Below are 16,067 nucleotides of genomic sequence, written 5' to 3' on the forward strand. Positions count from 1 at the left end.
CCATCGCGCCGTCAGTTCGCAGCCGCTCGCAGCGTCACCGCGTGGTACATGCGCTCGTACTACCGGACGGAGGACGACGTCGGCGTCCCCGAGATGTTCTGCCGACGAGACCGCGTTGGGCACTTCGCCGTCGATCGCGGGGGGCTGGCGGCGGGCGCCCCGGAGGCGCTGTTCGGAATGCTGGTCACGATGACCATGTTTCAGCGCCGCTCGGACGCCCAGATCATGAGGGTGCTGCGCGGCATCGCGCGCGACGACGCCCACGAGATGATCGACGCGGAGCGGCTGCTCGCCCTCGCGGACGGCGGCTGCGAGCACGCGCGGTCGCTCGATGCGCTCCTCGATCGATGTGACCTCGGGAAGTGCCCGGACACGAAACGTGGCATCTGCGGCCAGCGCCCGAAGACCGCGTGTCACCTGAAGCGGCACACCGAGCTGCTCAAGCGGTACGGGCACTTCGGCAAGGTACCGACGTCGGCGGCGCTCACGCTCCGTGCGCACGACGTCTCGGATTTGTCCAGCCTGCGCGCGCGCATCTGGGAGATCTCCTCCGATCCGCACGAGCGCGCTCTGGCGCTCGAGGAGGCGCTCTCAAGGTCGTGGCGCATCAGTGAAAAGATCGCCGCGATGTACCTTTCGGCCGTCACGAACCGCGACCTCTCCGGCGAGTTGGCGCCGTGGGCGGACGGCGTCGACACCGACCACTTCGTCGTCATCGACAGCAACGTCGATCTGTTCCTGAAGGCGATCGGGTACGAAGGCCCCATGACCTACCGCGCCCGCAGAGCCTTCGTCCAAGCGCTCGCGGCCCGCGTCCACCTCGACGAACTGCACCCCGGCGTGCGCCGGTACAACCCGCGCATCGTCCAGCAGGCGCTCTACATGTTCATGAGCGAGAGCAACCGCCGTGAGAGCGCGGCGGACTGCAGCCGCCAAGCTCCTGCCTCCTGTAGGGCCTGTCCGCGCGCGCTGGCCGCGAACTGCACCCTCAACGCCGGCGCTCGCGCCACCGCAGACGCTGGTGGTGCCCATTGAACGACCTCCAGCGTCGCCTCTCCGACCGCTTCAGCGCGCTGCGAGACTCACGACAAGGGGCCGTGTTCTTCGTGGAACATGGGCTCGACGCGGTCGACCTCGACGAGCTGCGCGCGGGTGTGCGGAGGCGCGTGCAGACCCACCCGTTCGAGAGCGGCTGGTGGGACACCAATGACCTCCCGCTGCTCGTCGCGGCGACGGAGGTCGGCTACCGGTACCGTGGCTCCGGGACCGATTTCTGGCCACTCCTCGAAGAGGAGCTTGGCGTCGAGGTCTCCCCGCTGGGACGCACGCGCATCAAGGAGTTGTTCGTCCGCGCGGCCGCGCGCTTCCGAGGAGCGCGCCCGCCGACGACCGCGTGGGCGGAGGCGTTCCACCTGATCGCGTGGCCGATCGCGCACGCGCTCCTGCCGCTCGAGTTCCACCGGCCGCTCGCGGCGACGCTCGCCAACCTCCGCGTCAGCGTCGCTGACGCGGACGAGGCCACCCTGTATCGCGCGATCCGCATCGCTGCGTCGCTCCCCACCGCGAGGTTCGCGACCCTCCTCGAGGACGTCGGCGTGGTCGTCTCGCTCACGCGGAGCCTCCTGCGGCACGAGAGGGTGGAGTTCAGTGCGGAGATCGTCGCCCGCCTCTCGCGAGACCTCGAGGCCGACGACCTCGCTCGTCGTGGCGTCGCGGTGGCGAGGAGCATCCAGCGAGCGGCACGCGCGAAGGCGGGTGGCGCGTTTCAACTCCCCGCTGTCACTCGGACCAAGGGAGAGCTGCAGCTGCGGCTCGCGAACGAGGTGCTGCTGCTGGAGGCGCGCTTCCCCGTGCTGGACGGGGAGACCGCAGAGCGGCTCCGGCGCTCGCTGCGGCGTCGGCGGTTCGCGCCGCAGCTCTGGGGCGCGACCGCGCGTGTCCCGAGCGACCAGCTGCTGTCGGGCCTCCCCTTCTCCCTGAAGCTCACCGCCGTTCCCGACAAGGACACGCCGCTCTTCACCGATCTCGAGGCCGCAGAGTTCGACGCCCAAGACCTCGCCGTCCTTCATGGCTTCGAGTTGGAGTTGGCGCCGCCACACCTCTTCGCCCTCAGCACGGACGGCGAGGTCGCGCGGCAGGTGCTGGGCAACACCATCACCGGCCACCGGAAGTACTGGGCGCTGCTCGGTGAGGACGATGACGCGCCGCGCGGCGCGCGGGCCGTTGGCGAGGCAGGACCGCTCCAGTGCTTCGAGTTGGATCCCGCCTCTGCCGATGGCGCCCGCGCCCTCGCGCAGCTCGGCTACGACGTCCGGCTCGGAGTCTCCGTCCGGTTCGCCGGGACACCGTCGCTCGGGCGCGGGGGTGATGTCCCGACCTTCGTCGCTGGGGACAACCGCGTGCTCGTCCCCCAGCGCCTCACCGGCGACGCGGCGCTCGTCGTCGATCTCAACGGACAGCGAGCCGAGGCGCGCGCGACGCAGATCGTGCGTGTAACCGTCGAGCCGGGCGAGCACCGGGCCCGCGTCTCGAGCGAGACGGACACGCGCGAGTACGCGTTCAGAGGCGTCGGCGCGCCGCCTCCTCCGAACGCGCCCATCCGCGTGGAGCTGCGCTCCGAGGAGCGGACCGTCCAGGCGCTCTTGGGCGGACGCCTCAGCTTCGTGGTCGACAGCGCCGCGCCGATCGACGGGCTCCCGCTGACTGTGGACCTCGAGTCGACCGGGCGCGTGTTCAGCGCGACGGGCCCGCTCGGCCCTGTCCCGCAGCCGGTCTCCGCCGAGCACCCTGTAATGACGGCCCTCTTGAGCGAGGACGTGCGAGACCACGTCTCTGGCGCCGAGTCCGCCACGTTGCGCGCGCGTGTTGGCCACATCGCCAGCGCCGCCTGGGAACTCGAGCGTGTCGTCCGTCCTTGCTGGTGGGAGTCGGGAGGTGCGCCCAAGCTCTTGAGCGAAGGTGGACCGCTCCGCTTCGGCGTCGTCAGCGCCGATGACCCCGTGCGCGCGCCGGTGGAAGGCGCCGCTGGGAGCGGGACGTACCTGCTCGCGCCGATCGGGCTCGACCAGCTGGACTTCACGGCGGCCGCGCCCTTCACCACCCTCTGCGTCGCCCCGCGACGAGCGCAGCTGCGCGATCTCGCCATCGCCGGCGCGAGCAAGCCGAGGCTCGAACGACGACGCCGCGGGACCCGCGCGGGCGTCGGGCTCGAAGACCTCACCGAGGCGTACCTGCGGTGGACCCTCGCCGAGACGCGGAGCGTGATCGGCGAGATTCATCGCGGGCAGGTGACTGCGCGCATCGAGGAGTGGATGACCGAGGTGTGCTGTGGCCCCGAGTGGACGCAGGCAGAGGGGACGATCCCGCGCCGAAGCGCGTGGGGCATCCTCGAGCAGGTCTGTCAGGAGCTGGCGCTCGGACGTGATGAGTACGTCGTGCTTACGGACGAGCAAGACGCGCAGATGCGGAGGCTCGCGGTGGCCGAGATCCGGCGCTCACTCCCCGCGCTCTGGGTCCGCGTCGGGCCGCCATCGGAGCTCGATGACAGCGACTACGAGGAGCTCGATCGCGCGTGCGCCAAGGCGTACGAGGAACTCTCGAAGCAGCACCGCGCGCGAGGCCAGGAGGACATCGCGGACGATCTGGAGGGTGCGGACCCTGGCGAGAGCCCGGACCGGTGGGACAACGCGTTCTCGCGCGTCCGCGAGCGCATCGAGCTACGCGCGCTCGCCGCGATGCTCTTTCCGTCGAGCAGCGCCGCGCGCCTCATGGCGCTGGACGTCGGCGTGATGTCAGCGGACGACGTTGCCGACGAGCTGTTCAAGTGGGCGAAGGCTGCACGCAAGTCGTTCGCCGGGGACGCGCCGCCGCGCGACGTCTTGAAGGCGAGCTACGCGCTCTGGGTCGCGCCGGAGGTCGCGCTGTCGCTCGACTGGCGCGCCGCGCTCGACACCCTCGTGGCCGAGCGAGCTGTCGCGCGCGCGACGCGCTACCTCGCGCTGAGGGCGCGTGAGGCGCGATGGGGGAGCGCATGAGCCGGAACCCGTATGTCGATCTCTGCCTGCACCTGCAGGCCCTCCGGCGGCAAGCTGAGGAGGTTCGGACGCCCCTCGCGCCTGCGGTCGGGGTGGCCGGTTTCATCTATACGCACCAGGTGGCGAACGTCCTCCGCGTGCTGACGGACGTCCGTGTGCGTCACCTCCTCGCCGATGAGGTCGGTCTCGGCAAGACGGTCCAGGCGCTCATGATCTTGAACGCGCTGCGCCGCCAGCGCCGAGACCTCCGCGCGCTGGTTGTCGTCCCCGACAGGCTTGTCCCTCAGTGGCGCGACGAGCTGCTGACCCGCGCGCACACGGCACCGCATGAAAAGAGCACGCCCGGCGAAGGCCAGTACGTCCGGCTCGCGTGGGAGGATCTGCTCCGACAGAAGGACGCCGCCGGAGAGCCCAAGCTGGCGCTCTCGGACATCGATCCGACGCGCTACCAGGTGCTCATCATCGACGAGCTGCACCGGCTGCGCGCGGATCTCCAGGACCGCATCGTCCGGGTGGCCGGCGAGTTCGAGCACTTGCTCGTGCTGACCGCGACGCCGTCGTTCCAGCGCCCGGAGCGGCATGCCCAACTCTTCGCGCTCTTGGAGCCTGAGCGTGCGGCGCGCGCGCGCTGGGACATCGCCGACAAAGCGGGTGACCTCGTGGCTGGTGACGACCTTTCGAAGTGGCCCGAGTCGGCCGCGCAGCGGGTCGTCGACGCGCTCCTCGCGCGGGACCGCGCGGCGGCTTCTGCGGCGGAGCAGGACTCGCTGTCGGCGACCGCGATGGCGCTCTGCGCCTATCGCCGGGTGATCCGCACCCGCCGCGTCGACTACAGCGGTGTGATCCCGCGCCGACAGCACTGCCCGGTCGTCGTCGAGCCGCTGGGCGCGGAGGTCGATCGGCAGGCGCTGATGTGGAGGTATTTCACGCACCTTGACGACCTCAGCACCCGGTTTGATCCCGTGCTGCTCGCGAAGCGCGTTGTGCTGAGCCCGCCGTCGCTCGAGCAGCGCGTCGACTTCTTCCGACGCAAGGGGCATGAGCGAGATGGGCTGCTCGAGCAGGTGAAGTCGCTCGTCCACAAGAGCAAGGGGGACTCGCGTGCCGACGCGCTCGTCGACCTGCTCGCGGCGATCTGGAGTCGCTCCCCCGGAGAGCGCGTGCTCGTCGCGGCGCAAGACAACCTCACGGTCGACTACCTCTTCGCGCTCGTGCAGGCGCGGCTCCCCGAGATCGGCCCCATCGGCGCCCGCGTCCCGCTCGTCGCGGCGCGAGTGCGCCAGGGCATGGAGACGGACGCCGTCGAGGACCTCGGCGGCTACGGCAACGAGACGAGCGAGAACTTGGAGGCATTCCAGCGTGGCGACGCGCAGGTGCTGTTCGCGCCCGAGGCTGCGCAGGTGGGGCTGAACCTCCAGTGCGCCCGCGTGCTGGTGCTCTACAGCGTCCCGTGGCGACCGGAGGAGGTCGAGCAGTGGATCGGCCGCCTCGACCGCATCGGCAACGTCGCGGCGTTCTCGAATGAGGGAGCCGCGCAGACCATCGACGTCTACACGATCGCGCAGCGAGGCCTCGTCGATGAGAAGGTCGTGACCGTGCTCCAACGATTCCACGCCTTCGAGCGCAGCGTGAACCTCGACGGCGCGCACCTCGGGGAGGTCGCGCAAGCGATTGAGGACGCGGCGCTGCGCCCCGACGCCGTGAGCTGGAGTAGGCTGGAGGAGCGCACGGCGTCGATGGCGGCGGAGGACGCCGTCCAAGAGCTCAGCTCCGCCCTGCGGCCACACCTCCCGTGGAACATCCGTTGGGCGACCGCGCAGCGCGAGCAGCTGGACAAGCTGCCTCCGATCGCGCCGGTGATCGGCGACCTCCCCGAGCACTCGGCGCTCGGGCCAAAAGCGTGGGACCGGGCGATCGAGCCCATGTTCCGGCTGCTCGAGAAGGCAGGCGAGTACCACCTGCGCTGGAACACCGACCCCGAGACGGGCAAGAAGTTCCGCACGCTCTGGTATCGCTTCGGCGAGCGCGGGATGTATGGACAGAAGCCTGTAACGTCGAAGGTGGTGTTCACGTTCGGCGCCGACCCCTCGCACGAGCGGAGCCCCAAGTACGCACACGCGTTCATCACGCGCCGGGGAGACATCGGGAGCCCCCCGCGTCGTGAGGTCTCGCTGGAGCTTGAGCACGACAGCGTCCGACGGCCCCTCCACTTCGTGAACTTCGGCGATGCCCTCCACGATGAACTCGTCGACAGCTGGGGCCAGCCTCCAGCGACGCAGCAGGCGGTGGACGTGACCTACTTCAGCGATCACGAGCTGTGGGACCACGCGGAGCCTGGCTGGTTTCTGCTGAGGCTCAGCGTGCTCGACCCCGCTGACGCGCTCTCGTCGCAGCGGACGCTGGAGGAGCTTGAGCGTGACGTAACGGGGGCGGTGACCAGGTCGCCGACCGAGCAGCTGACGAAGCTGGTGGCGCCGTTCTCGAGAGCTGCGAGGTGCGCCCTTGAGGCGGACGCCCGGTGGCTCCGCGCGACGCTGATGGCGACGACCTCACTCTCCGCGCGGTCGAAGACAGCGCGCGGATGGCAGGACGTCTCCGAGGACGGCGTCGCGGCGCTGGTGAACCCGATGGCCCACAAGCGCGAGGGGCTCCCTCGGGCCGAGTCCATCGCGCAGGTCGACTCGACGATCAGGCCGGAACTCGAGCAGCTGCGCGCCTCCGATCGAGGCGGCGGCGACGTGTGGAGTGGCCAACGGCTGGTGTTCGCCGCCGAGCTGCGCGCGCGCCTGGTCGTCGTCGCTGAAGAGGCGCGAGACGCGATGGACCTGGCGAAGCGGGAGGTCGAGCGCGCCGAGGCGGCGCTGGTCGACGCGGAGGAGAGAGGTAACCGCGCGCAGATCACGCGCGAGGAGCACAACCGCGACGCCGCGCTCGACGTCGCGACGATGACCGAGGTCTACTGGCAGCGACGAGAGGCGTGGCTCCGAGCCTGTGAGGAGGCGGTCATCACGCTGCGCCCGCGTGAGCGGATCGTCGCGGCGATCCGCGCGAAGCGCGCCGCTACCTGAGCAGAGCCCAGAGGTCCGGCGCGTCAGCGGCGAGGCGCCAACGCCAGACGCCGGTGGGGACGCCAGCGATGTCCATCGCCGCGCGGAGCTGCGCGGGGAGCGGCCACGTCACGTGGACCTCTTCACCATCGCGCCGAACGATCTCTTCGGGGCCAACGGCCCGCGACCGCGCGAGGAGCGCCCACCGCCACTCATCACCGTTGAAGAGGTCGAGCGCTCGCCGGTCCTCGCCGTCCACCGAGATGAGCGATGGGAGCCAGTGGCCGTCACCGTGCCCCCGGCGGTACGCGCACCACACGCCGTCGGGGAGGTCATCTCGCCAGCGCCCCTCGATCGTCGCGGCGGTGTGTCTCCCGAAGAAGCCACCCGGCTCACCGACCACCGCGCGGACCTCGGCGTCCGGGTCGATCTGGAGGCCGTCCGCACTGACGGCGTCAACGAGGCGCTCCCAGAAGGTCGCGAGCCCGAGCTGGTCGCCACGCGCTGCTTCACCCGATCGCCGCGCGGCGTGGTGCAGGTACGCGAGGGGGTGGAGCCACTCCTCCAGCGACACCTGCCGCGCCCCGCGCGCTTCAAGCGTCGCGGCGTGCTCCTCTCCCTCCACGTGGACGCGGACCGCCACGTCGGTGGGATCGAGCGACGCGAGCCGGGGCGTCTCGCCCGGCGCCGCGATCGGCCCGAGCAGCACGGCGAGCCCTCCGCCGGAGGCCACCCAGCGAGGCTCAGCGGGCGCGACGTAGGCCTCGTGGCCCACTCCAACCTCTGCGCACTCACCGAGCGCCACGAGCCGCTCAAACACCCGGGGGACGGTGTCCGTCTGGACGTCGCCCGCCCGGAGCTGGTCCCTGGCGTGCTTGAGCAGCGCGCGCTTCGGGCACAGGCCCCAGCGGCCCAATGCGTCCCGCATGAACTGCGCGATCGCCCGCTCGCTCGGCTTGCCCTCGACGTCGGTGTAGCCGAGGTCGCTCGCGAGCTGCGCCCGCGTGAGGGTCTCGATCGTCATCGCGTCGCCTCCGATGCCGCCTGCGCTGCGGCGATGACCTCTCTACACTGGTCACCATGCACGATCGCGACGAGCAGCGCCTTCGCGCGCGTGCATGACACGTAGAGGTCCTCGCGTTTGAAGAGCTGGCCAAAACCACCGAGGTCGTAGAGGACGACCACCTCGGCCTCGAGGCCCTTGAACGAGCGGGCCGTCGTGACGAGCACGCCGCCGCCCGCGCGCCACGCGAGCGTGGACGTCACGAGCGGTACGCCGTCGAGCTCGTTCACGTCGGCGAGGCTCCCCTTGTCCTTGGCGGCGGGGCCGATGACGGCGATCTGCTGGGGCGTCACGCCCTCGCGCTGAAGCAGCGAGCACAGCTCCTGCAGCACGAGCCCCTTCTGTTGGCGGTCCGAGCCCGCGCGGAGCACGCGCAGCGCGCCACCGACGGGGGCGCGCTTGAAGATGTGCGGGGTGAGCGAGAGGACCGAGGCGCTCGCGGCCGCGATCCGCTGCGTGTTCCGGCAGTTCATCGTGAGCTTGAACCGCGCGGCAAACTCGATCTCCGGCCACTGCACCTCGCCACGGAGCGACTGGTTCGGATCCAAGAAGGCGTAGAGCGGCCCATCGGGCCTCGTCAGGATGGAGTTCGTCAGCGCGTACCACCAGCCGAGACAGAAATCCTGCGCCTCGTCGACGACGATGGCGTCGTACTGGGCCGCGCCGCCCAGGCTGAGGACGGCCTGCTCCATGAGGTCGGGGACCTCGTCGTTCCAGAACGCGTCGGTCAGTGGGCCGCCCGCCTGTGGCCGGAACTCGATCTCGGCCTCCTTCGCGAGGTCAGCGGCGAGCGAGTGGAAGTGCTTGACCGTGAGGAGGTCACGGAAGGAAGTGGTCGACGGATCTTCGTCGACGTGTGCGCGCAGCCAGGCGGCCAGTTCCTTGTTGTAACAGACGAAGAGAGTGCGCTTGCCCTCGCGCGCGAACGCCAGCGCGCGGTGGAGCGCGAGGAACGTCTTCCCTGATCCGGCGACGCCCTCGACGAGCACGCGGTCTTGGACGTACAGCCCCTCGAACACCTGCGCCTGCGTCTCGGTGAGCTCGAGGAGGCGCTCGGCGGCCTTCGAGAGATCGGGCCCCACGGGGCGGAACACTCGGAACTTCGGCATCAGGCAGTCGTGCAACAGCATGCGGTGCTGCTCGTGCCCGAGGGGCTTCGCTGCGTTCGGCGAGTCCGTCCACGCCTTGTACGCGGACTCGATCGCCTGCGCCATCATCGGGAGGTGCTTGCGCGAGATGATGATCGCCTTGTCGGCGTGGGGAGGCGGCGAGCCCTCATAGTCGAGGTGGGGGAACACGACCGCGTAACCATGCGCCATGTCGTCTTTGCTGAGGCGCCGACCGGAGCGCTCGCGGACGATGTCAAGCAGCGCGTGCATGTTCCGACGCGCCTGGACGAACGGGTCTTGGAACTCCTTCGCGCCGCTCGTCGTCTCGCGGAACCAGCGCCGCCCGTCGTGTCGGATCGTCTCGCCGCCCTTCACCTCGAGCACCAAGATCCCACGCTGCGGGTGGACGACGACGAAGTCCGCCTCGCCCTCAAGGAGCGCGTCACCGCGCCAAGGCCGCAGCCACGGGTAGGAGTGCAGCACCGCGTAGTCGTCGCCGAGCTGGTCACGCAACGCGACGTACACCGGCTCCTCGGAGGTGTGCTCGAGCTCGTTCGGCGAGACGTCAGGGTACATCCGCGCCATCAGACGCCTCCAAGCGGCTGGAGCTGACCGTTCACGAAGACCCCGTACGCGCGCCCGACCACCGTCACCTGGTCCAGACGTGGGGTCTCCGAGCGCGGCGCGACGTAGGAGAAGTACAGGATGTGCACCTTGTCGACGCGCAGAGAGGGCAGACCGAAGGTCCAGCGCTCCTTCGTCGCGTTGAACGCCCCCTCCTTGGTCACGAGGAGCCGTGGGGTCTTGTCCTTCCCCTGCGCGAAGTCAGCCTCTCCCGTCGGCGTGAACACCACCCACGCGTCCTTCCCGAGTTCGCCCTTGCCCATCCGCTCGAGCGTCGGGTGTGAGAGCTTCACGACGAACGCCCCAGCGGGCGCGCCCGGGATCGCCACGGTCGCCAGCGGGGTCGGCGGCGTCGACAGGCTGAGGGTCGTCGGGTCGTAGACGGAGCAGCCGCTGCCCGCCGGCGTGAGGAACGACGGCAGGCGGAACCCTCCGTGCTCCGCCACCAGCGCGCCCGTCGCGGCCTTCACGGCGGCAGGGAGGGCGCGATCGACGAGCAGCTGATCGACGACGACGTGCTGCGCGCTCTGCGCGACGAGCGCACGCCCTCGCGCGGAGCCCGCCGCGCCGTGCGTCATGGGGTGGCCGAGCACGACGACGCGGTCGGCGAGCCCAGGGAGGCGGATGCCGCCATCGACCTCGACGACGTCGTGCCCGGCCTCCTCTAGGTCAACACGCAGCGCGCGGAGCAGCCGCTCCTCGTCGTCGCCCGCGATCGTCGGCTGCTCGCCCCGCACGACGTGCCGGATGAACGCGGCGCCGAGCTTGCGATCGAGGTACTTGTGGTCCCACTTGTTCTTGTAGCTGCGCAGACACTCGTAGCAGGAGTGGGTGCAGCCGCAGGACTCGAGGCGCTGCAGCGCGGTGTCGAATAGGCGGCCGGGATCCTCGACCGCCGCGCGCACGAACCCTGCGCCGCCCGGCGTAAGATCGTAGAGGTAGACCTCGACGTCATGGCCAGTGCGCCCGCCGCTCGTCATCGCCACGCGGAACTCGGCGCCGATGTCTGACTCCTCGATGTCGAGGACCTTCGCCGCCGCCGAGGCGAGCGCCTCCGCGACCGTCGTGAGGACGATCTTGGCGACGGTCGAGCCCGGCGCGATGGTGACCGCGCCGCCGAGGTGGAACCGGAACAGCGCGATGTCCGTCTCGAACTCGTTCCCGAGCACGATGACTGTCGGCGTCCCGTTGCAACTCGGGCCGTGCGGGTTGTGATCAGGGTTCGGTTTCGGGTGACCTCCCGACTGGAACCTGCCAGCGCTCCAGCCGTTCGGCTCCGCACGCCCGCACTTCGGGCAGTAGAGGAAGCCGGGCTTCATCCGATCATGGGAGCCGGTGTTCGTAAGGACGAGCCGCTGCTTCGCGGTCCACACCTCATACCCGGCGCCATTTGCAGCGTTGCCGTTCTTCGCGGGCGGTCCGCTGTCCGTGAAGGGCGCGCTGAGCTTGGCGTGCGTCGGCCGCGTCGGCGTCGGGCTGTCCTCGAGGGGGAGCTCAGCGTCGATGTCCACGGGGTGCGCGAAGCCAGGGGGGCGGAGCCAGCGCGTGCCGACCCCGAGCGAGGCGGGCGTTCGGCACGCAGGGCAATCTAGCACCTTGCCGACGTAGTGCTCCTCGCTGCGCTGCTCGACGCGCGCGTAGCCACACCGGTCGCACTCGAAGTACACCTTCATCCCGAACCACGCCTGCCAGCACTCCCGGCGCTTGAACGGCGTCCAAATCGCGAACGAATAGTGGCGCTCGCCGTTGACCCAGACCTCACGGCCAGGGGCGTAGCTCGACAGCGCCTGGTTCAGCCCGAGCTGCGGTGAGTACTTGAGGACCGCCTTCCGATCGGTGCTCGCGTTCTTATCGAACACGTGGAAGGTCACCACGTCGGTGGGGAACGCATAGCGGGGGAGCACGCCACGATCGAATAGCCGGTCCAGCAGCTTCTCGGGATCGAGGCCACCTTCCGGTGCCTCCTCAGCGCGGTCCGCATCAACGGCGCCGGGCGCGACTCCATTGGCAGAGGGGGCACCGACCGCGTCGAAGTCGATAGAGTCGCCCCAGTCCATCATGAGCCCGCCGCGCGCGGTCGCCGCCTCTTCGCCGCCGCCCTCGGCGATCAGCTCGTCCACCGCAGGCGAGAGCGCGCCCTCGATCTCCGCGCCCTCCACCGGCCCAGCGCCGACCTCTCGCAGGGCCACGAGCAGCCTCGCGGGGACCGCGTCTACGAACCCCGGCTCCACGGTGACGACGTCCTCGGGGACGACCTCGGCGAGCGCGTCTCGGACCGACGCCGCGTTCTCGTTGAGCCAGCGCTCCAGGCCGGCGTACGAGAACGCCGACACGTCGCCGCCGCGGAAGTCACGCAGCATCCCCAGGCTCTCGAACACGTTGGCGCTGACGCTGTCGTCGTGCGGGTCCGCGATGACGTCCATCTGGAACATGCTCATCACGAGCGCGAAGCAGTGGCGACGGACGATCTCGAGGTTGTCGAGGTTGAGCGTCGGATCAGGGACCGGCCCGCTGACCATCGCCTCCGGACTCGCGTAGAACTCTTGGTCGTGGCTGTCGGCGCCACAGTAGGTGACGACGGTGGAGAGCGCGGAGCCTCGACGACCGGCGCGGCCAGCGCGCTGCTGGTAGTTCGCGCGCCCCGGCGGGACGTTCCTCAGCGCGACGGCGGTGAGGCTGCCGATGTCGATGCCGACCTCCATCGTCGTCGTGCAAGAGAGCACGTCGATCGGGCCGTCCTTGCGCCCCTCAGGGCCCTCGACGTCGAGGTCCTGGAAGCGCAGTTCGTGCCACTCGGTCCGCGCCACCGCTGCGCTGTTGCCACTGTCGTTGAGCGCGGCGGAGTGCTCAGCGGCGACGTACGGGTGTGGCGCGTAGCCAGGCTCCGCCACCAGCCGCTCGGTATGCCTGCGGAAGTGGCCCTTGCGCGAGCGGAACACCGGGTCGGCCGTGGGGTCGAGCGGGCGGGTGGTCCCGCCGCACTCCCGCTGCCCGAGCCGCATCCGGCATTGCGTGCCGGCCAGCGCGTTGAGGGGCTGCGCCGTCGTGCAGGTGTCGCACCGCCGCCACTGGATCCCGGCGGTGACGACGCGCAGCTTCGCCGCGCGCAGGATGAACCCGTTGGCGGTCTCGCTCGCGCCGAACGTCCTGCGGAGGAACGTGCCCCACGGCGTCGGGCTGGTGGCGCTCCCCTTCAGGTTCGCGTTGAACCACGTGGTCCCGACGAGGTCCTTCACGAACCCCGGGAACGTGGCCTTCGTGCGGTTGAGCTTGGCGCCGGCCGGCGAGTCGAGCCAATCGCTCGGGGTCGTCGGGAGGAACACCGCGTGGCTGAGGACGGCGTCGTTGAGCCAGAGGTCGAGCAGCGCGAGCCGACGTTCGTCTTCAGTCAACGTCGAGGGCTCGAGCGGCGCGGGCAGCCTGTGGAGCGCCGCGAGGTCCGTGTCGTCGAGGAGCGCCTGGACGCTCCCGAGCGCCAGCGCGCTCAGCCCCGTGTGCGCGTCCTTCAGCACCGGGTACACCGCGAGCATCAGGGCCTTGTTGGTGCGGTGCGTGTTCAGCTCCGCCGACCGCGAGAGGAACGCTCGCTCGGTCAGCGGCGGGCTGCTGCTCAGCAGTTCGCGGAACAGCTGGAGGTCTTCGTCGAAGTGCGGCGCCTGCGCGGGGCGGAGGGTGATCCCACGGATAACGCACCCCGTGAGGAGCGCCGCGTAGGCGTGCTCAAGCGCGACGGGCGCACCGAAGCGCCGCTCCAACTCCGCGAGCCCGTCGAGCATGAGCGGGCGCACGGCGTCGCGCATCGAGTACTGCTGGAGCTTGCCCGCGAGCCGCGACGCGGCCTGGCGGCCGTCGGAGAAGATGAGCGCCTTGCGCCCCTTGAGCGGGGTCTCCACCTCCGGGCGCGGCGGCTGCTCCAGCAGCTGCGAGGACACAAGCTCCTGGAAGGGCTCATCGCCCTTCGTCACATGGTCCATGATGGCTTCGCCGCGCGCGCCGCAGCGTGGGCAGCTCTGGAACTTGCCGGGCGGCGTGTCCTTCTGCCCGACGGGCGGTAGCCAGATCTCTCGCGCCGCCTCGCTCCGCGAGCCGACGCGCCCGGACACGGGATCGAGGTAGTCGAGGCGCGCGCCCGACCCAGGGGGCGGCTCCTCGAGCGCGAGGAACACCGGCTGGACGACGCCGTCGACGTCGTCCACCTCGCCGACGTCCTCCGCCCAGAGGTAGTCCGGCGAGTCCGGGTCGAAGGAGAAGGCCTTGAAGTAGGCCGAGCCGCACGAGCGACAGGTGTGCACCTCGAACACGCGCGCGCCGCACTCGCAGGTGCGCCGGGGCTGCGCGTAGAGCGCGCCGGCGGGCGGCAGGCGGTCCGTCCAGCGGTCCCGCAGGTCGCTCGAGACGCACGTGCAGTTCGGGTCGGAGCACGCCCACAGTCCTGGCAGCCCACGGAAGAAGGCGTGCGCGCGCGCCGCGAGCAGCGGCGCCTTGCCGTTGCCCTCCTTCGCCAGCGACGCCAGCTCGACGAGGCTGTTGGTGGCGACGCGAGCGATGGCAGGGGTGACGTCCGGGAACAAGCGAGCGCCCAGCTTGGCCGCGTCCTGCGCCGGGCCGACGCCGACAGCGTCACGCTCTTGGTCGTCCTCGGCACGCGCGCCGCTCGTGAGGTTCACGAGCCGCCCGGTGACAGGGAGCTTGCTGAGCGCCGCGTAGAGCGCGCGCGCCACCGGATCGGCGTCGGTCACGCCTGCCGCCGCAGCCGTGAGCGCGCCGACCGACGCGCCCGTGTCCACGAGGCGGAGCACGGGCAGCGCGGCGGCGAAGCGCGCGGCGAGGTCGCCCTCGTGGATGCGGTGTAGATCGACCCCGGCGAGCGCCTGGGCGACCTTGTCGTCGCCAGCCCCCGACGGCTTCGCGGCGCGCTTGTCGCCGGTGAGGACCTCGAACCCAGCGACCGGCTTCCCCGCGAGGTCGGCGGCGAAGCGCTTGGCGGCCTCGGGATTGGAGAACGACGCGCTGGTGCAGATCACCTGCAGCTGGCTGAGCGGGAGTTGGAGCCGGTTACGCAGGCGGCGGATGAGCATCGCCACCTCGGTCCCCTGCGCGCCGCGATAGAGGTGCGCCTCGTCCAGGATGAGGATCAGGCGCTGGTCACGGTGCGCGGCGTAGTAGTCCGCCGTCTCGCGGAAGATGTCGCGCTCGATCGGACGCAAGAGCATGTACTCGAGCATCGAGTAGTTCGTGACCAGCAGGTCGGGGACGCCCTCCTGTGCCTCGTGGCGGAGGAATAGCTCGGGGTCCTCGGGCCGCTCGACGGTTCGGCTCCACTCGTCGTCTCGGTTCTTCCACTTGCCCGTGCCGAGCCACCGGGTGACGCCGTCCTCGCGGGTCGGGCTCGACGACGGCTTGGCGGGCCACTTGCCTCGTGCCCGGAGGTCCGCGATGAGCGCGCGCACGCTGGGGTCTGAGGTGGCGCGGTCTTCGAGCTTCGTGAAGAACTCGAGCGGCCCCTTCAGGCGGGCCCAGTGCTTCGACGTGTCCTCCTTCCGCCGCCCCGGATAGAGCGAGCGCCCCGTGTACCGCGCGAATTTCATGGGGCGACCGCCGTGGTCGGTGAACCACCGCGCGACGTCGTTGCCGCCGAAGAGCACGCGCAGGCGCCCGAGCTGGTCGTTGACCAGCGCGTTCATCGGGTAGAGCAGCAGCGCGCGGATCGCGCGCGTCGAGAACGTCGACGGGCTGGCCGATGCCTCGGCGGCGAGGCGGCCGAGGATGGGCAGGAGGAACGTCTCCGTCTTGCCGGAGCCCGTCCCCGTGGTGACGACGATGTCGCGGTACTCCGCCGCGAGCCCAAGCTCCAGCGCGCTCGCCTGGTGGTCGTAGGGCGGGTCGAAGACGACGCCGCGCTGGCCGAGCGTCGTCAGGAGATCCTTCACCGACGGCGGGATGGAGAGGTTCGCGTACCGGCGCGTGGCGGCGTAGCGCGCAGTGCTTTCGATGTACGGCCGCTGCGCGATCGCGCCCTCACGCTCCAGCAGCTCGTCCCGGAGCTCGACGAGGGCCGGGTTCGAGATGTGGTACGTCGACGTGATGTAGGTGCGCAGCGCGGCTGCGTAGTTCTGGAGCTCTTCGTACACGGTAACCCTTCAGATTCTGCGTTGAATTCCGATCATCATCGCCACGTCTTCCTCGCGCT

The 16,067-nt window shown here is 70.4% G+C and carries 6 protein-coding genes; 3 read left to right on the plus strand and 3 right to left on the minus strand.

The annotated features are described in order from the left end of the window. Positions 1-48 precede the first annotated feature (48 nt). From NR792_RS36985 to NR792_RS36995, 3 genes are read left to right on the plus strand one after another with little or no spacing between them, the layout of a single operon-like run. The gene (locus NR792_RS36985; RefSeq protein ID WP_375757411.1) at positions 49-1,035 is read left to right on the plus strand and encodes a hypothetical protein; all 987 of its coding nucleotides are present in this window, start codon (positions 49-51) and stop codon (positions 1,033-1,035) included. Further along, positions 1,032-4,034, plus strand: a complete 3,003-nt coding sequence (locus NR792_RS36990; protein WP_375757412.1) for a hypothetical protein — start codon at positions 1,032-1,034, stop codon at positions 4,032-4,034. The genes NR792_RS36985 and NR792_RS36990 overlap by 4 nt, the downstream gene beginning before the upstream one ends. Next, the gene (locus NR792_RS36995) at positions 4,031-7,102 is read left to right on the plus strand and encodes an SNF2-related protein (RefSeq protein ID WP_375757413.1); all 3,072 of its coding nucleotides are present in this window, start codon (positions 4,031-4,033) and stop codon (positions 7,100-7,102) included. Before NR792_RS36990 ends, NR792_RS36995 begins: the two co-directional genes overlap by 4 nt. On the opposite strand, the gene NR792_RS37000 is transcribed toward NR792_RS36995, so the two are convergent. From NR792_RS37000 to NR792_RS37010, 3 genes are read right to left on the minus strand one after another with little or no spacing between them, the layout of a single operon-like run. After that, entirely contained in the window at positions 7,095-8,105 is a 1,011-nt protein-coding gene (locus tag NR792_RS37000) for a hypothetical protein (RefSeq protein WP_375757414.1), read from the minus strand. The genes NR792_RS36995 and NR792_RS37000 overlap by 8 nt on opposite strands. Further along, positions 8,102-9,838 (minus strand): NERD domain-containing protein, encoded by a 1,737-nt coding sequence (locus NR792_RS37005; RefSeq protein WP_375757415.1) that lies wholly within the window; start codon positions 9,836-9,838, stop codon positions 8,102-8,104. Before NR792_RS37005 ends, NR792_RS37000 begins: the two co-directional genes overlap by 4 nt. Then, positions 9,838-16,008: a DEAD/DEAH box helicase gene (locus NR792_RS37010; RefSeq protein WP_375757416.1), complete on the minus strand. Its 6,171-nt coding sequence runs from the start codon at positions 16,006-16,008 to the stop codon at positions 9,838-9,840. The genes NR792_RS37005 and NR792_RS37010 overlap by 1 nt, the downstream gene beginning before the upstream one ends. Between the last annotated feature and the right edge of the window lie 59 nt (positions 16,009-16,067).

Origin of the sequence: Corallococcus exercitus, assembly GCF_042231735.1 — a bacterium.
Classification (GTDB): domain Bacteria; phylum Myxococcota; class Myxococcia; order Myxococcales; family Myxococcaceae; genus Corallococcus; species Corallococcus exercitus_B.

What these genes read in the sequence shown, in the direction of transcription:
- NR792_RS36985 (WP_375757411.1), top strand. Translation starts at nt 49, where the DNA reads ATGCGCTCGTACTACCGGACGGAGGACGACGTCGGCGTCCCCGAGATG.
- NR792_RS36995 (WP_375757413.1), top strand. Translation starts at nt 4,031, where the DNA reads ATGAGCCGGAACCCGTATGTCGATCTCTGCCTGCACCTGCAGGCCCTC.
- NR792_RS37000 (WP_375757414.1), bottom strand. Translation starts at nt 8,105, where the DNA reads ATGACGATCGAGACCCTCACGCGGGCGCAGCTCGCGAGCGACCTCGGC.
- NR792_RS37005 (WP_375757415.1), bottom strand. Translation starts at nt 9,838, where the DNA reads ATGGCGCGGATGTACCCTGACGTCTCGCCGAACGAGCTCGAGCACACC.